The following is a 16682-nucleotide window of genomic DNA, read 5'->3' as shown; positions in this document are numbered from 1 at the left end:
GATCTGATTGCTATTATCATGGGATAAAACGGGATTTTTGACTACATGCACGCCTTCCCCCGCAAAAAATCGCGCGCCAGCGAAATATATGACGCCCTGCGCAAGCTGATCGTCACGCTGGAATTGTCACCGAAGGAAGTGCTGCACGAAAAGGAATTGTGCGACCGATTCGGCGTAAGCCGCACCCCCGTGCGCGAGGCATTGTTGCGGCTGGCCGAACACGGGCTGGTCACCATTGCGCCCCAGCATGGAACCTTCGTGTCCGGGATCAGCCCGAATGCGGTCCGGCAGGCGCATTTTCTGCGCGTCAATCTGGAAATCCCTGTTGTGCTGAAGCTGTGCGACACGCCGGGGCTGGATTTGTCAGCGCCAAAGGCGATTTTGTTGGAACAGAAGCTTGCAGCGCAGCAGAATTCCTATGCGGTTTTCATGCCACTGGACGACCGTTTCCACCAATCCTTGTTTGAATTGGCAGAATTGGGAAGTGTGTGGCAGGTTATCCATACCAAGAAGGCCCATCTTGATCGTATCCGCTTTCTGAAGGCCGCCGAGCGCAGCGAGTTGGAAAGCCTGACGCGCCAGCACGAGGCTATTGTAGATGCAATCTCGCGCCGGTCGCGCCTTGGTGCCGAAGAACTGGTTCGGGCGCATGTGTCAGGGTCGGTGGGCTATATGGAGCAGATCTTGCTGACCCGCCCCGAATTGTTCGATGCGGAAAATGGCGCAAATCTGTGCTGAAGATCGCACTTGATTTCCGATCAGACTGCTTCATACTGCTACGCTAATATATTTGAATGCGATGCGTGGGGGCAATGTCTTGGTAGTGTCGGAAAGGTATCACACCGATCTTGATATCGTCGGGGATTTGCGCGCGCGCATCCTGTCATTGGAGCTGGCACCGGGAATAGTGCTGTCACGCAATGCCCTGATGCAGCACTATCGGATCAGCACCACACCGTTGCGCGACGCATTTCTGCGCCTGAAAGATGACGGGCTGGTTGATATACGCGCGCAGGCCCGCACGCGTGTCAGTCTGATCGACCTGCACCACGCAACGCAAATCCATTTCTTGCGCAGCAGTGTAGAGCAAACGATTGTTGAAGACCTGGCGCAGGCCCATGACAAGCACCTGATCGAACAGCTTCGGTATATGCTGGATTTGCAGCGCGCCTGCCTTGATCAGCAGGACCTGGCGGGGTTCCGGCAGCTTGATCTGGCATTCCATCAGCAGCTTTTCACGGCCAGCGGGCATGACACAGTTTACCATTTTATCCGGCGTGAAAGCGGCCATATTGACCGGATTCGGGCGCTGCACCTGCCCATGCATGGCAAGGGGGTGCAGATCCTTGATGACCACACCGCCATTACCGACGCCTTGCACAACCACGATGCGCCCGCCGCGCGCGCGGCCATGCGCCGCCATTTGTCGCAATCCTTCGTGATCGGGGGCACGCTGAAGGAGCAGCATCCGCAGTATTTTGCGAAATGATATTCAAGCGGCGTGTCGCGCTGGCCTAACGCACTGGAACCGCGTTCAGTTCGCGTGTCAGTTTGCGGTCAATGACAAAACACCCCACCATCAGCATAATGCACCACGCCCCCATCCACAGGCTTTGCGTGGGGAAATCAATGCCGCGGTCAATCAATATGCCGGTAATGCCCGGCCCGATGGCCGTGGAAATAACCATGATGGTTGTTGCCAGCGACCGGATCGCCCCCAGATTTTTGGTGCCATAGGCGGTGGGCAGCAGCACGCCCCATAGCGCACTTGCCGTTCCCTGTGTCATGCCAATGAAGCCTAGCGCCAGATACCAGCCCGCCACCTGTTGCGCAGGCCCGATCAGCGCCACCCCTATGCCCATGGGCAGCAGCAGGATCGTCAGCAGGCGCTGCGCGCCAAACCTGTCGGCCGCCCAGCCCGCCGCAAGGGCTGCCATAACAGTCGTTGTGGCAAAGGCCGAATACCCCGGTGCCATCGCGGTCAGGGTCCAGCCCTTGACCTCTGCGATATGGACCTGATGGAAGAACACCACTGTCGAAATAAATCCGGGCGTCAGCAAAATGGGCAACAAGGCGGGCAGCAACCAGTGACGGGCGGCATCCTGTCTGGTCCACTGACGCCCAGCAAGACCGGTGGCCAGCGTCACCTGTCCATGCCCTTGGGGGGTGCGGTCATTGCGCAGCAAGCCCCAGATCAGCGGTGCGACGCCCAAGGCCAGGATCAGCGCGACCCCGGCCCATGACAGCCGCCAGCCAATTATTGCGATGGCCAGAACAGTCAGCAGCGGCACCACAATTTCACCTGCGGGGTGGCCCAGATTGGCCACCGACACAGCCTTGCCGCGCTGCGCCTGAAACCAGCGGCCCATTGCGGTCATGGCCATATGGCTGAACATGCCCTGACCACAAAACCGCAGCAGGAACAAGGCAACACCCAAAACCCAGACATTCTGCGCCAGCGCCATGCCCAAGGCCGCCAATGCGAAAACGCCCGTAATGGCGGGTGCAAGGCGCGACAATGCGATCGTATCCGCCAGTGACCCGCGCCAGAACATCAAGGCGGCGGCGCTTAGGGTGGCAAGGGTATAAAGGCTGCCCCAGCTGCCATCTGTCAGCCCGTGTTCGGCCTTGATGGCGCCCGCAAACAACGAGATAAACCATGTTTGCCCGAAGGCGGAGACGAATGTCAGCACGAATCCGGCCGAAAGCCAGCGCAGGTTTTTTCTAAGAAACATCAGACTTCTTCAAGTGTCGGGCTGCGGCGGGGGGCACGCAGCGTAGGGGTGGCCATGCCTTCGGTGCGCGGGATGCGCGGGGTCGATTATGTGGCACTCAGGGATTGGCCCTATTCCTTCCATTAATCGTTAACAGATGCAATTCCTTACTTTCCACCTGTGCAGCAAAAAAAGGGCGCATCCGAAGATGCGCCCAAGATTTAGGTGCGCGCGGGTTAAAGCACGCGCGATTTGTGACGCGTGATCAGTTGAACGCTGCGTCCGTGACGGCCGTGGTGGTGGCGCCCACGGGTTCGGACGTGATGACAGGGTCGGACCCGCCACCCAGCAGGGTTTCAACAGTGCGGGCATAATCATCCATGTCCAGCGTGCCATCGGACCCTTCGATCAGCTTGGCCACTTCACCCATCATGCGGATCTGGTGCTCTTCGGTTTGCGCGCCGGTGTCGTCATATTCCAGCACAATCATGGCCGCTTCTTCGACATTCTCGGACGCCCATTCCCATCCGCGCATCGAGGCCCGCACGAAACGCGCCATCTTGTCCACGAACTCCGGGTCTTCCAGATTCGACTCCAGCACATACAGCCCGTCTTCCAGTGTGGCGACGCCCTGATCCTCATATTTGAAGGTCACCAACTCGTCTTCGCTGATGCCTGCATCAATGACCTGCCAGTATTCGTTATAGGTCATGGTGCTGATGCAATCGGCCTGACGTTGCAGAAGCGGGTCCACGTTGAAACCCTGACGCAGCACTTCGACGCCTTCATCGCCACCATCGGTGGGAATGCCAAGGGTGCTCATCCAGCTCAGGAACGGGTATTCATTGCCAAAGAACCAAACGCCCAAGGTGCGACCGGGAAAATCCTCTGGTCCGGTCACGCCGGTTTCGGCCAGACAGGTCAGCATCATCCCCGATTCCTTGAAGGGTTGCGCGATATTGACCAGCGGCAGGCCATTTTCACGCGCGGCCAAGGCAGCGGGCATCCATTCGACGATGACATCCGCGCCACCGCCCGCAATAACCTGCGGCGGTGCAATGTCCGGCCCGCCTGCGCGCACAGTGACATTCAGCCCTTCTTCTTCATAAAAGCCGTTTTCCAGCGCCACATAATAGCCCGCAAACTGCGCCTGCGTGACCCATTTCAGCTGAATGGTCACATCATCCAGCGCCCACGCCGCAGGCGCAAGCCCCAGACCGAGGGCCGCGACTGACCCAACGATTACCTTTTTCATTTTTATCACCTCCGTGTTGCCTGGCCCTTGGCTGGGGCACAGGGATTAACGCTTGCGTTGTGACGGGTGCCAGAAAGTGACTCCGCGTTCTGCAAGCGCAAGAATACCGTAAAACAGCGACCCCGCGAGGGCTGCTACGGCAATTTCTGCCCAGACCATGTCCAGTTGCAACCGTCCCACCTCGGTTGAGATGCGAAAGCCCATTCCGCGTGTGGGAGAGCCGAAAAATTCAGCAACAATGGCCCCGATCAAGGCAAGCGTTGATGCAATTTTGAGCCCGTTGAAAATGAAGGGCATCGCTGCCGGAAGCCGCAGTTTCAAAAGCGATTGCGTCCAGCTGGCACTATAGGTGCGCATCAGGTCGCGTTGCATGGCATCGGTGGACGCCAGACCCTGCACAGTATTGACCAGCATGGGGAAAAATACCATCGCCACCACCACCGCCGCCTTGGATGGCCAGTCAAAGTCGAACCACATGACCATGATGGGGGCGGTGCCGATGATGGGCAGGGCCGCCAGAAAATTGCCCACCGGCAGCAGGCCACGGCGCAGGAAATCGCTGCGGTCGACCAGCAGCGCAAAGACCAGCGCCGCACCCACGCCGATGGCATAGCCAGACAGCGCGCCCTTGACGAAGGTTTGCACGAAATCCACCCAAAGGATATCTGTGGACCGGATCAACCTGTCCCAAATCAACGAGGGCGCAGGCAGGATAACGCGCGGCACATCAAGCGTGCGCACGGTCACTTCCCATAACCACAAAAGCGTAGCCCCAAAGGCAAGCGGCGCCAGCAGGGACTGGACACGCCCCGGCAAGCCGGGCCAGCGCGGGCTTTCCGCGACCAGCGCCACCAGTAACCACGCCCCCAGCCACACCGCCACAATCATGGCCCAGAAGGGCAGGGTGGACTGCGCAGACGGCAGCAATGCCAAGGCCGCAACAGCAACGCTGGCGGCAATAAGCAGGATCAAAAGCCCGCCCAACCGCCCCCTTGGCACCAGAAAGATCACGGCAATCGCAAGGGTCGTAATCACTGCGGCTAAGGGCAGTGTGCCAGTGCCACCAAGGGCAACCGCTACGGCCACGGCCAGCACCATGCCCACCCATTGCACCCCGCCGGTATTTCGCAAAACCATCATGTCGCCATTCCCATGCGTTTCAGCGTCACACGTTGAAGGATGCTGATCAGGGCCACCATGCTGGCCGCCAGAATGGCCGCCGCAAATAGCGCGGACCAGATCTGTACGGTCTGGCCGTAATAGCTGCCAGACAGCAGACGCGCGCCCAGCCCCGCAACCGCCCCAGTGGGCAACTCGGCCACGATTGCGCCGACAAGGGCTGCGGCAATCGCGACCTTCAGCGAGGCAAACAGATACGGCATGGAAGATGGCAGGCGTAGTTTCACAAGCACTTGTGGCCCGCTGGCATAATAGGTTTTCATCAGATCAAGCTGCATGTGATCAGGCGCGCGCAACCCTTTGACCATACCCACAACCACCGGAAAGAATGACAGATAGGTTGAAATGATCGCCTTGGGGACCAGTCCGGTAATACCCACCGCGTTCAGAACCACGATGATCATGGGTGCGATGGCCAGAATGGGGATGGTCTGGCTGGCAATGGCCCAGGGCATGATGCTGGCATCCATCGCGCGGTTATGCACAATGCCAATGGCCAGCGATATGCCCAACACCGACCCGATGGCAAACCCCAACAGCGTGGCCGATAATGTGACCCAGCCGTGATAGATCAGGCTGCGGTTGGACAGGCTGCCTGTGTTGACGATACCGCGCCGCCCTGTCAGTTCTTCAACGACAGTGGAATTCCACAATTCCGCAGCCACCTGATGGGGCGCGGGCAGGCGGGGGCGCTGTTGCGACATGGTGTCGGCAACAAGGGCAGCAAAGCCAAGATCCTGCCCCGCGCGGCGCGCCTGATCCTGCGCCCATTGCTGGTTCATGGGAATGACGGCAATATACCACAGGGCGATCAATGCCGCCGTGACCGCCAGAACAGGGCCAAGGTTACGCATATGCCCCCCTGTTGCAGGGGGCGCTGCCCCCGGCGCGCGCGTGCGCGCCACCCCCGGGATATTTGGGCCAGAATGAAAAGGGCCTAGTCATCCAGATGCCCCGCGCGCAAGCCGTCGCGCACACGGTGTGCGATGGCGATGAATTCGGGACTGTCGCGGATATCCAGCGGACGTTCGCGCGGCAGCGGGCTGTCGATAATGTCGGTGATGCGCCCCGGGCGGGGCGACATGACGACGATCTTTGTGGACAGATACACCGCTTCGGGGATGGAATGGGTGACGAAGCCGATGGTCTTTTCGGTGCGCGCCCACAACTCCAGTAGTTGTTCATTCAGGCGGTCGCGCACGATTTCGTCCAACGCCCCGAAAGGTTCGTCCATCAAGAGGATGTCGGCGTCAAAAGCCAGTGCGCGCGCGATGGATGCGCGTTGCTGCATGCCCCCCGAGAGCTGCCATGGGAATTTGCGCGCAAAGCCCGACAGTTCCACCAGATCCAGCACCTTTTCGACGCGGGATTTCTGATCAGCCGCCGAATAGCCCATGATTTCAAGCGGCAGTTTGATATTGCCCGCGATTGTGCGCCATGGATAGAGTCCCGCTGCCTGAAACACATAGCCATAGGCACGCGCACGGCGCGCGGCGTCCGCTGACATGCCATTGACGGTAATGCTGCCCGAGGTGGGCTGTTCCAGATCGGCGATGACACGCAGGAATGTGGTCTTGCCGCAGCCTGACGGGCCGATGAAGCTGACAAATTCGCCCTTGGTGATGTCGAGCGTGACATCCTTGAGGGCGTGGACAGGGCCGTCCCCTGTCTGGAAGGTCAGGCTGAGGTCGCGCGCGGAAATGACCGGATCTGATGAGATCATTTTCCGCCCTTCGCTGCGCAGATTATTTGTTTACCGGTCTCGCGCTCTACCAGCTCACGGAGCTTCAAAATACCGCCTGCAACTTTCTCGATTTCTGATCTTAGTCGTTGATCATGACCGGGACAAAAAGAGCCACCTTTAGGTGTTCCGCCACATCCGCACTCGCATTGCGACATATTCATACCCCCGTTGCCGGAATGCCAGCGCGCGCGACAGGGCGCGGGGCGGTCAGGTCTTTCCATGTCGACAGGGCCTGATTGACCGGCCCGCCCGCGGCGCGTTCGACAAATTGCCCATGCCCTTCGTGCCCGTCAAAGCGGCCATCATTCACCATGACGCGCCCGCGCGACAGAACATAGCGGGGCAGGCCGGTGACTTCATGCCCTTCAAAGACGTTGTAATCGATGGCGGATTGTTGCGCTGTCGCCGTGATGGTTTTCGATTTTTCAGGGTCCCAGACCACCAGATCGGCGTCCGCGCCCACGGCCACAGCGCCCTTGCGCGGATACATCCCGAAAATCTTGGCAACATTGGTCGAGGTGACGGCGACAAATTCGTTCATTGTCAGCCGGCCCGTGCGCACGCCATAGGTCCACAGCATGGGCATGCGATCTTCCAGCCCGCCGGTGCCGTTGGGGATTTTGGTGAAATCGCCCACGCCATAGCGTTTCTGGTCGGTGCTGAAGGCGCAATGGTCAGTGGCCACAACCGACAGGCTGCCGCTGGCCAGACCGTTCCACAGGCTGTCCTGATGCATTTTGTTGCGGAACGGCGGCGACATGACGCGGCGCGCCGCATGGTCCCAGTCGGGGTTGAAATATTCGGACTCGTCCAGCGTCAGGTGCTGGATCAGCGGCTCGCCCCAGACACGTTTTCCTGCCTGACGTGCGCGCCGGATCGCTTCGTGCGATTCCTCGCAGGATGTGTGGACGACATAAAGGGGCACGCCCGCCATATCGGCGATCATGATGGCGCGGTTAGTGGCTTCGCCTTCTACCTGCGTGGGGCGGGAATAGGCATGCGCTTCGGGGCCGGTATTGCCCTCGGCCAGCAGTCGGGCGGACAGTTCCGCCACCACATCGCCGTTTTCGGCATGGACCATGGCAATGGCACCCAATTCGCGCAGGCGCTGGAAGGATGCGAACAATTCGTCATCATTGACCATCAGCGCGCCCTTATAGGCGAGGAAATGCTTGAAGCTGGTGATGCCGCGCGCGACCACTTCAGGCATTTCATCAAAGACCTGTTGCGACCACCATGTGACCGCCATGTGATAGGAATAGTCGCAATGCGCGCGCCCCGATTTGTTGTCCCACATCTTCAGCGCGTCCAGCAGCCCCTGACCGGGCGAGGGCAGGGCGAAGTCGATCACCATGGTGGTGCCGCCCGACAGGGCCGCGCGGGTGCCGGATTCGAAATCATCGCTGGAATAAGTGCCCATGAAAGGCATTTCCAGATGTGTGTGCGGGTCGATGCCGCCGGGCATGACATAGGCGCCTGTGGCGTCCAGTTCCGTGTCGCCCGACAGGTTGGGGCCGATTTCAAGAATTTTGCCACCGTCAATGCGGATATCGGCCTTATAGGTCAGGTCATGGGTGACAATGGTGCCGTTCTTGATGACGGTGCTCATGTGATTTCTCCCTGTTTCATCTGCCGCATTGTGCGGGTTTTATGTCCGGTGCGGGCGATTAGCCCACCACCTCCGCTGTTTCCAGAACCGCATGCATCAGCACATTTGCGCCCGCTTCGGCCCATTCGGGGAATATTTCTTCGGCTTCATTATGGGACAGGCCGTCTACGCAGGGGCACATGACCATTGTGGTAGGGTACAGGCGGTTGATCCAGCATGCGTCATGTCCTGCGCCCGAAATGATGTCCATATGGCTGTAGCCCAGCCGTTCGGCGGCATCGCGCACGCGGCCCACCAGTGTTTCATCAAAGGCGGGCGGGTCGAAGAAACCCACCAGCTCGGACGAGAATTTCACGCCGATATCGGCACACAGGCCCGGTGCGCGGGCGTTAAGTTCCGCCACCATCGCGTTCAGCGTGTCCAGCACATGGGACCGGAAATCGATAGTGAACACCACCTTTTCGGGGATTACGTTGCGCGAATTGGGATAGACATCAATCTGCCCTATGGCACCCACGGCATTGGGCTGGTGTTTGAGTGCTATTTCATGGACCAGTTCGGTCACGCGCGCCAGCCCGCGGCCTGCATTGCGGCGCATATACATGGGCGTTGATCCGGTGTGCTGGCCCTTGCCGGTCACGGTGCATTCGATCCAGCGCAGCCCTTGGCCATGGGTGACAACGCCGACCTGTTTGCCCTCGGCCTCCAGTATCGGGCCTTGTTCGATATGCAATTCGAAAAAGCTGTGCATCTTGCGCTTGCCCACAGGCTCGGTGCCTTTCCAGCCGATGCGTTCCAACTCATCCCCGAAACGCTTGCCCTGTGTGTCAACGCGGTCGTAAGCCCAGTCGCGTTCCAGCACACCGGCAAACACACCCGATGCCAGCATCGCAGGCGCGAAACGCGTGCCTTCTTCATTGGTCCAGTTGGTCACAACGATGGGGCGGCGGGTTTTGATGCCCAGATCGCGCATGGTGCGGATAATTTCCAGCCCTGCAAGCACACCCAGCACGCCATCATATTTGCCGCCTGTGGGTTGGGTGTCCAGATGGCTGCCGACATAGACGGGCAGGGCATCGGGGTCGGTGCCATCAAAGCGCGCGAACATGGTGCCCATGTCATCCACGCCCATGGTTCCGCCTGCATCCGTGCACCAGTGCTGGAACAGATGGCGCGCTTCGCCATCTTCATCGGTTACGGTCTGGCGGTTGTTGCCGCCTGCAACACCGGGGCCGATCTGCGCCATTTCCATCAGGCTGTCCCAAAGGCGTTCAGCGTTGATTTTCATGTTTGCGGCTGGTGCGGTCATGCGCGGCTCCCTGTGTTTGCGGCCTTGATGGCCGCTTGTTGTGTATTTGGTTGTCTTGGTGGCAAGCCGGGTGCACCTGTCGCATGTTTGCATCGCTTGCGCCTGAACCAATCGGACGCTATCAAGTTTGACCAATCAGTCAAGAAGCTTGTCCGCCCATGTCCGTACCCCGTGCTACGCCCGCTGAAAAATCCGGCAGTGTGAAAACGCCGCCGCGCAGTCGCATTCAGCGGCGCAATCGCCAGATCATACTGGATGCCGCGCTGGAGGTGTTTTCGACCCATGGGTTTCGTGGCGCAACGCTTGACCAGATTGCGGTGCAGGCAGGGCTGTCCAAGCCCAACCTGCTGTATTATTTCGACAGCAAGGATGCCATTCACCGCGAATTGCTGACGCGCTTGCTGGACACATGGCTGGACCCACTGCGCATGCTGGATGCCGGCGGCGACCCGCAGACCGAAATCATGGCCTATATGCGCCGCAAGTTGCAAATGTCGCGCGATTTTCCGCGTGAAAGCCGCTTGTTTGCCAATGAAGTCCTGCAAGGTGCGCCGCGTGTCGAGGAATTCATTCGCAATGATCTGCGCGTCCTTGTCGATGACAAGGCGCGTGTGGTGCAGGCATGGGCGGATGCGGGGCGCATTGCGAAAACCGACCCCTACCACCTGATCTTTTCGATCTGGGCGCTGACGCAGCATTACGCGGATTTCGCCGCCCAGATCGGGATGATCCGCGGGGACGGGCATGACCCGTTGGACGGCGCCGAGGCGTTTCTGGAGCATCTTTATACCCGCCTTCTTGCGCCCTGATCACTCAGCCGCTTTTGCCATCGGGTTATTCGGATGGGTGGTCCAGTTCGCATAATCGCCCACCTTATCGCCGGTGCGCGGATCGGTGGCACCCTTGGGCAGTTGCTCCATGGTGATGCAATCGGCAACGGGGCAGACATTGATGCACAGGTTGCACGCCACGCATTCATCATCGATCACTTCGAACTTGCGGTCGGGTGACATGGAAATTGCCTGATGCGATGTGTCTTCGCACGCCGCATAGCACCGCCCACAAGAGATGCACAGTTCCTGATCGATCTTTGCCTTGGTGACATAATTCAGGTTCAGATACTGCCAGTCGGTCACATTGGGCACCGCGCGGCCCACCAGTTGGTCGACAGATGTAAACCCCTTCTGGTCCATGTAATGCGACAGGCCCGCTGTCAGTTCCTTGATGATGCCGAACCCATAGGTCATGGCCGCCGTGCACACCTGCACATTGCCTGCGCCAAGGGTCAGAAATTCCGCAGCATCACGCCATGTTGTCACGCCGCCAATGCCGGAAATGGGCAACCCGCGTGTTGCTGCATCCCGTGCGATTTCCGCGACCATGTTCAGCGCAATGGGTTTCACTGCTGGCCCGCAATAGCCGCCATGCGCGCCCTTGCCGTCAATCATGGGTTCGGGGCTGAACGTGTCCAGATTGACCGATGTGATGGAATTGATGGTGTTGATCAGTGACACCGCATCTGCGCCGCCACGTTTTGCGGCCTCGGCGGGTTTGCGGATATCGGCAATATTGGGCGTCAGTTTCACAATGCAGGGCATGCGCGAATGCTGCTTTACCCAGCGCGTGACCATTTCGATATATTCCGGCACCTGGCCCACGGCGGCACCCATGCCGCGTTCACTCATGCCATGGGGGCAGCCGAAATTCAGCTCTACCCCGTCGGCTTCGGTATCTTCGACATGCTTCAGGATGGCTTTCCACGATTCCTCATCACAGGGCACCATCAGCGACACCACAAGCGCCCGGTCGGGCCAGTCGCGTTTCACTTGCTTGATTTCGCGCAGGTTTACGTCCAGCGGGCGGTCGGTGATCAATTCGATATTGTTCAGGCCCAGAAGGCGGCGGTCCGCGCCCCAGATGGCCCCGTAGCGTGGGCCGTTCACATTGACGACGGGCGGCCCTTCGGACCCCAGGGTTTTCCACACAACCCCGCCCCAACCCGCCTTGAAGGCGCGTTCCACATTATAGGCCTTGTCGGTCGGCGGGGCAGAGGCCAGCCAGTAGGGGTTGGGGGATTTAATGCCGATGAAATTCGTGGTCAGGTTTGCCATTGTGCTAACTCCTTGTGCGTGCGTGGATCACGCACCATTGCCCATCAGGCTTGCATGAATGCTTTCGGCCGCGTCACGGCCCTGCGCGACTGCGGTAACGGTCAGATCCTCGCCGCCGCCTGTGCAATCGCCACCCGCCCAGACACCCGCGCGCGATACGCGCCCTGTGCCGTCAATGCCGATCTTGCGCTTGTCGCGTGTCAGCCCTTCGGGCGCGTCGTCAAGCGTTTGCCCGATGGCCTTGAACAGCTGGTCCGCGCGCAGGCGGAAGGTTTCGCCAGTGGGCTCCAGCCCCGTCTCGCCCGCATGGGTATAGGCAAATTCAACCTCGCGCAGGGTGCCATTGGCGTGAATTGCAATCGGCATGGCGTTGGTGATGATTTTCACGCCTTCATTTGCGGCGTGGTTCAACTCATAATCCGACGCGCCCATCGCGTCGCGCCCGCGTCGGTACACCATGGTCACATGCTCTGCCCCCAGCAGGCGCGATTGCACTGCCGCGTCAACCGCAGTCATGCCGCCACCGATAACGACGACATGGCGGCCTATGGGCAATGTGGCCAGATTATCCGTCTGGCGCAACTCGGCAATGAAATCCACTGCATCGCGGGCAGTTGGTATATCTTCGCCGTCCAGCCCCAGCGCATTCACACCGGCAAGGCCGATACCCAGAAACACCGCATCATGTATTTCCTGCAAATCGGCCAATGTGCCATCGCGGCCCAGCGTCCAGCCCTGCCGCAACGTGACCCCACCAATTTGCAGCAACCAGTCCACTTCGGCCTGCGCAAACCCGTGCGCCGCCTTATAGGCCGCGATGCCATATTCATTCAGCCCGCCGGGTTTTTCCCGCCGTTCAAAAATGGTGACATCATGGCCATGCATCGCCAGCCGGTGTGCGCAGGCCAGCCCCGCAGGCCCCGCACCCACCACGGCCACGCGTTTGCCGGTCGGGGCCGCGCGTGTGTAGGGGTGGGAGTTTTTCGCAATCAGTGTTTCCGTGGCATAGCGCTGCAACCGCCCGATCTCGACAGGCTTGCCTTCGGCCGCTTCGCGCACGCAAGCCCCTTCGCACAGCGTTTCAGTCGGGCATACCCGCGCGCACATGCCGCCAAGGATGTTCTGGTCAAAGATGGTGCGCGCCGCCGCTTCCGGCTGGCCCGCCTGTATCTGGCGAATGAACAGCGGAATGTCGATTTCCGTGGGGCAGGCAGTGATGCACGGCGCGTCATGGCAGAAATAGCACCTGTCTGCGGCAACCATGGCTTCATGCGCGTCAAAATCCGGATAAAGGTCGTCGAAATGCTGCGCATAATCTTCGGGATTCAACCTGCCGGCGACGATACCGGGAGTGGTGGTGCTGTGTGTCATTGGCTGGCCCCTTGTGGCTGGCAGAATGGCGGTCAACTGGAATGACAGGAAAGCACGGACTTAAAAGTTTATCAATTGGTAAAATTTTTGATCTGCGCTGAAATTTTCATCCTGCACCGGCCAGTGCCGCGCAACAAAACATCAATTTGAGAACGGATACGGCACAGGATGCGTGGTGCGGCCGGGGCAGGGCCTTAGACTGAAATCACCAAAGCCGTTAAACCATGCCCCTTTTGCGGCGCACGGGCCGCATCCGACTAAAGGTGTAAAGGGATAGGTCTGTCGGGTGATATGCCGCTTGGCCCAACCTGTTTAGTACTTAGCGCATCATTGTCACAATCTGGCTACGGCCCCTGACTGTCGCGATGAAATTGAAACTGAAATTAGGAGCGCGCTATGCGTAAGAAAATGATGCTCGCTATGGTTGCGGCCGTAAGTGTTTCCTCACCGGCTTTTGCCCTTGATCTGAATGATGTACTTGGCACGGTGGACCTTGGTAATGGTGCGGGTCTGCCGCTGGTTGGCGAGACGGGCATCCCTATGGACGGGCTGGCAGAGGTCGGGCTGCTTGGATCGACGTTGATTTCGTCGGAAAACGCCGATCCATTGATCAGCGCGAATGTTCTGGATACACCGACTGACGCGGGTCAGGTGATTGCGGATGTGAAAGTGGGCGGCAATGATCTGATTGATCTTGATGACCTGCTGGGAACGCTGGACCTTGGCGGCTTGCTGGGTGACGGCATTGGCGGCGGCGATGGTGATCTGGTTGGCGGCCTTGTTGAAACAGTCGGTGGGCTGACAGGTGGTTTGACCGGCGGTGGTGACAACGGTGGCGGATCAGGTGATCTTGTCGGTGGAGTTGTTGATACTGTTGGCGGGCTGACAGGTGGTTTGCTTGGCGGCGGTGATAACGGCGGCGGGTCTGGCGATCTGGTTGGCGGGGTTGTTGATACTGTTGGCGGGCTGACAGGTGGTTTGCTTGGCGGCGGTGATAACGGCGGCGGGTCTGGTGATCTTGTCGGCGGGGTTGTTGATACCGTTGGCGGGCTGACAGGTGGGCTGACCGGCGGTCTGCTGAACTAAGACCCGCTACTGCGAAGAATTTGGTCAGGCAGCGCTTCGAGTGACATCGGGGCGCTGTTTGCCATTTCGGCGATAAATGCTTCTGAACAGCCGCTCCAGCAGGCCGAAACGTTGCATGTACCGCCGATACAAGCGGTACTCCCGCGCCCTGCTGCAGCATTTTTCCTCATGCCAGGCACGCGCGGCATAAATTGCGCCAAGACCAGAAAAAGCTGCCATATTCATCGCTATTTCAGAAGTCGAATGCCCAAGAAACGGCAGGCTTATCATTGCATAGGACATCATCTTGAACAGATATGCAGGATGACGAACAAACGCATACGGCCCGCGCCAGATGGTGCCGCGATAGGTCAGGTTGGAAAAGCGTATACCAAACATGACTGTAGCGCTGACATATGCAGTTATAACGACCAAAATCAGCGTCCCCCAGATTGCATATAAAATCGGGGAATGGGCAAAGACGGTGCCCCAGACAATGTCATTGTCATAATGCAGGTAATTCCGGCCAATCACCTGCCAAAACGGGGCATAGCAGACAACGCACATCACCCAGCCCCGGAATGTGTGTTCTGTCAGCCGGACCTGGCTGCCCAATAGTCTGGATGCTGTGGCATATCCGACAATGGCAAAAACAACATCAATGAAAAACAGAAACCTGTAGAGGAATTCGAAAAGGCTGCGGAAGTCATCGAATACTGGAACGACGGTCTGGAAGTATATCCAGTCATCGTAACCAAATCCGAACATGAGCGGTAGAAAAAACGCCTTAACCAGAATGGCCGCCAGAAAGTTATTTAACCGGTGGCGGTCTTCTGGATATTCTGCGCGCAAGATTGCCAGTCCCAGATCAGACAATCCATCATAAGGATCCTGAAGCAGGGTATCAGTTGCGACGATGTAGATCAGACTGGCAAAAATAATTGCTGGCAGATAGCTGAAGGCTGGCTGAAGGAATCTTTGATACCATATATCATTATAAATAGGGGCTATCGAATAAAAGCCAATCAAAAAGGCAACAACAGCGCATAACCCGATAACCTTATAGCCCAGACGCTGCAAATCGGTGCGCCCTATTCGCTGCGTCCTTCGGGGGCGAAAGTCTATCTGACGGGCGACGCCAGCGCCAAAATCTGCGGCAAGCATCACTACAAACAGAAGCGTCAGGAAAAGCAAGAAAGTCGGCATAGTGCCGGATTTCAGACTGACCGGCCATGCCAGCACCATACCTATCAGCGCCAGCACACCGATCACACCCGTCAAGGCAGGCGGGGAGTCCCCGAAATGTCTGTGTGCGCTGGGTGGCATGATGAATGTCGGTCCGGTGTTTTCAACCGGACCGATATCTTTGCATGCTCAGCGCATCAACGCTGAAGTAAGTACGGCGCGCGTTGTGTTCACGACGATCCCCTGCGAGGATGCCCGCCCGCCGGATGTCGGGTATTCCACACATCCGCCGCCTGCGACAACCTGCGGATCGACAGCAACGCGCACGCGCATCAGGTCAGAACCATTGGTATAGGCGCCAACAATTGTGCCGATCAAGCTATTGTCACGGTCAAACACCGAAACACCGTTTAGCACATCATAATTCCCCGCAGAAGGGCAACGGCTTCCGGCTGCGGTTCTGGGGGCATTGGGAATGGTATTCACATTCGGAAAACCTGATGATGTTCCGCTTGTGCCCGATGTTCCGCTTGTGCCCGATGTGCCGCTGGTACCGGACGTGCCGCTGGTACCGGACGTGCCGCTAGTGCCCGACGTGCCGCTGGTCCCCGACGTGCCACTGGTACCGGACGTGCCGCTGGTACCGGACGTCCCACTGGTGCCCGACGTGCCGCTGGTGCCCGACGTGCCACTGGTGCCGGATGTGCCGCTGGTGCCGACGCCGACGGTGGCAAGACCATCATCCCCTGCGACAGTGGCATCTACATTCGTCCCACCTATTCCGATTGACACGCCGACAGTGTTCCCGGTCGATTCACCTGTGCCCGTAGCGGTCACTGTGCCGCCGGTCAGCCCGCTGGTCACGTCACCGACAGTGTCGACAACGCTATCAACGGTGCTGGTAACGCCACCAAGCAAGCCACCAAGTTGCGCATGTGCCGGCTGGATCAGCGCTGTTGCGCCAAGCAGGGCTGCCACACCAATCCAATACCGGCGCGGGGGGCTGGACATTTTGCCCCTAACTATTGAGAATTTACTTAGCATGTTCGATCTCCCGATCCGTCCTAAATCTGAATTTTTGACTAGCCAGAAAGCTGACACAGGAGTGTCGTGATAACGCAGTTACGCCACCTGAACCGA

General features: G+C 58.9%; 15 protein-coding genes. 4 read left to right on the top strand and 11 right to left on the bottom strand.

From position 1 onward, the window contains the following. The first annotated feature begins 45 nt into the window (after window positions 1–45). The gene (locus P8S53_RS17780) at window positions 46–738 is read left to right on the top strand and encodes a GntR family transcriptional regulator (RefSeq protein WP_277807169.1); all 693 of its coding nucleotides are present in this window, start codon (window positions 46–48) and stop codon (window positions 736–738) included. A gap of 85 nt (window positions 739–823) precedes the next feature. After that, window positions 824–1489, top strand: a complete 666-nt coding sequence (locus tag P8S53_RS17775; RefSeq protein WP_277807266.1) for a GntR family transcriptional regulator — start codon at window positions 824–826, stop codon at window positions 1487–1489. Window positions 1490–1514: 25 nt separating this feature from the next. On the opposite strand, the gene P8S53_RS17770 is transcribed toward P8S53_RS17775, so the two are convergent. The 7 genes from P8S53_RS17770 to P8S53_RS17740 all read right to left on the bottom strand — a co-directional run bounded on the left by P8S53_RS17770 (window position 1515) and on the right by P8S53_RS17740 (window position 9810). Further along, on the bottom strand, window positions 1515–2735 hold the full coding sequence (locus tag P8S53_RS17770) for an MFS transporter (RefSeq protein WP_277807168.1): 1221 nt from the start codon (window positions 2733–2735) through the stop codon (window positions 1515–1517). A gap of 244 nt (window positions 2736–2979) precedes the next feature. Further along, window positions 2980–3969, bottom strand: a complete 990-nt coding sequence (locus P8S53_RS17765) for an ABC transporter substrate-binding protein (protein WP_277807167.1) — start codon at window positions 3967–3969, stop codon at window positions 2980–2982. Window positions 3970–4014: 45 nt separating this feature from the next. After that, complete coding sequence (locus tag P8S53_RS17760) at window positions 4015–4857, bottom strand: ABC transporter permease (protein WP_306417967.1); 843 nt, start codon at window positions 4855–4857, stop codon at window positions 4015–4017. 248 nt (window positions 4858–5105) lie between these two features. Then, entirely contained in the window at window positions 5106–6002 is an 897-nt protein-coding gene (locus P8S53_RS17755; RefSeq protein WP_277807165.1) for an ABC transporter permease, read from the bottom strand. Window positions 6003–6085: 83 nt separating this feature from the next. After that, window positions 6086–6871 (bottom strand): ABC transporter ATP-binding protein, encoded by a 786-nt coding sequence (locus P8S53_RS17750; protein ID WP_373418550.1) that lies wholly within the window; start codon window positions 6869–6871, stop codon window positions 6086–6088. A gap of 178 nt (window positions 6872–7049) precedes the next feature. After that, on the bottom strand, window positions 7050–8501 hold the full coding sequence (gene hydA / locus P8S53_RS17745) for a dihydropyrimidinase (protein ID WP_277807164.1): 1452 nt from the start codon (window positions 8499–8501) through the stop codon (window positions 7050–7052). Between the two features lie 58 nt (window positions 8502–8559). Continuing rightward, window positions 8560–9810 (bottom strand): Zn-dependent hydrolase, encoded by a 1251-nt coding sequence (locus P8S53_RS17740; RefSeq protein ID WP_277807163.1) that lies wholly within the window; start codon window positions 9808–9810, stop codon window positions 8560–8562. 158 nt (window positions 9811–9968) lie between these two features. On the opposite strand from P8S53_RS17740, the gene P8S53_RS17735 reads away from it, so the two are divergent. Then, window positions 9969–10619, top strand: a complete 651-nt coding sequence (locus P8S53_RS17735) for a TetR family transcriptional regulator C-terminal domain-containing protein (protein WP_277807162.1) — start codon at window positions 9969–9971, stop codon at window positions 10617–10619. On the opposite strand, the gene preA is transcribed toward P8S53_RS17735, so the two are convergent. Further along, complete coding sequence (gene preA / locus P8S53_RS17730; protein ID WP_277807161.1) at window positions 10620–11921, bottom strand: NAD-dependent dihydropyrimidine dehydrogenase subunit PreA; 1302 nt, start codon at window positions 11919–11921, stop codon at window positions 10620–10622. Between the two features lie 27 nt (window positions 11922–11948). After that, window positions 11949–13292, bottom strand: coding sequence for an NAD(P)-dependent oxidoreductase (locus tag P8S53_RS17725; RefSeq protein ID WP_277807160.1), 1344 nt, complete (start codon window positions 13290–13292; stop codon window positions 11949–11951). A 396-nt stretch (window positions 13293–13688) separates the two neighbouring features. On the opposite strand from P8S53_RS17725, the gene P8S53_RS17720 reads away from it, so the two are divergent. Continuing rightward, window positions 13689–14378, top strand: coding sequence for a hypothetical protein (locus tag P8S53_RS17720; RefSeq protein ID WP_277807159.1), 690 nt, complete (start codon window positions 13689–13691; stop codon window positions 14376–14378). Between the two features lie 24 nt (window positions 14379–14402). Here P8S53_RS17720 and P8S53_RS17715 read toward each other — a convergent pair whose 3' ends face one another. Next, complete coding sequence (locus P8S53_RS17715) at window positions 14403–15638, bottom strand: hypothetical protein (RefSeq protein WP_277807158.1); 1236 nt, start codon at window positions 15636–15638, stop codon at window positions 14403–14405. A gap of 93 nt (window positions 15639–15731) precedes the next feature. After that, window positions 15732–16553, bottom strand: coding sequence for a hypothetical protein (locus tag P8S53_RS17710; protein WP_277807157.1), 822 nt, complete (start codon window positions 16551–16553; stop codon window positions 15732–15734). Window positions 16554–16682: the final 129 nt, after the last annotated feature.

It is taken from the genome of Roseinatronobacter sp. S2, assembly GCF_029581395.1.
Lineage (GTDB): Bacteria > Pseudomonadota > Alphaproteobacteria > Rhodobacterales > Rhodobacteraceae > Roseinatronobacter.
The sequence above is the reverse complement of the archived record's forward strand: the minus strand, read 5'-3'. Positions and strand labels throughout refer to the sequence as shown.

Bases quoted from the DNA above. Each gene is read 5' to 3' on its own strand.
- P8S53_RS17780 (WP_277807169.1), top strand. From the start codon at position 46: ATGCACGCCTTCCCCCGCAAAAAATCGCGCGCCAGCGAAATATATGAC.
- P8S53_RS17770 (WP_277807168.1), bottom strand. From the start codon at position 2,735: ATGTTTCTTAGAAAAAACCTGCGCTGGCTTTCGGCCGGATTCGTGCTG.
- P8S53_RS17765 (WP_277807167.1), bottom strand. From the start codon at position 3,969: ATGAAAAAGGTAATCGTTGGGTCAGTCGCGGCCCTCGGTCTGGGGCTT.
- P8S53_RS17760 (WP_306417967.1), bottom strand. From the start codon at position 4,857: ATGATTGTGGCGGTGTGGCTGGGGGCGTGGTTACTGGTGGCGCTGGTC.
- P8S53_RS17755 (WP_277807165.1), bottom strand. From the start codon at position 6,002: ATGCGTAACCTTGGCCCTGTTCTGGCGGTCACGGCGGCATTGATCGCC.
- P8S53_RS17750 (WP_373418550.1), bottom strand. From the start codon at position 6,871: ATGATCTCATCAGATCCGGTCATTTCCGCGCGCGACCTCAGCCTGACC.
- hydA (WP_277807164.1), bottom strand. From the start codon at position 8,501: ATGAGCACCGTCATCAAGAACGGCACCATTGTCACCCATGACCTGACC.
- P8S53_RS17740 (WP_277807163.1), bottom strand. From the start codon at position 9,810: ATGACCGCACCAGCCGCAAACATGAAAATCAACGCTGAACGCCTTTGG.
- P8S53_RS17735 (WP_277807162.1), top strand. From the start codon at position 9,969: ATGTCCGTACCCCGTGCTACGCCCGCTGAAAAATCCGGCAGTGTGAAA.
- preA (WP_277807161.1), bottom strand. From the start codon at position 11,921: ATGGCAAACCTGACCACGAATTTCATCGGCATTAAATCCCCCAACCCC.
- P8S53_RS17725 (WP_277807160.1), bottom strand. From the start codon at position 13,292: ATGACACACAGCACCACCACTCCCGGTATCGTCGCCGGCAGGTTGAAT.
- P8S53_RS17720 (WP_277807159.1), top strand. From the start codon at position 13,689: ATGCGTAAGAAAATGATGCTCGCTATGGTTGCGGCCGTAAGTGTTTCC.
- P8S53_RS17710 (WP_277807157.1), bottom strand. From the start codon at position 16,553: ATGTCCAGCCCCCCGCGCCGGTATTGGATTGGTGTGGCAGCCCTGCTT.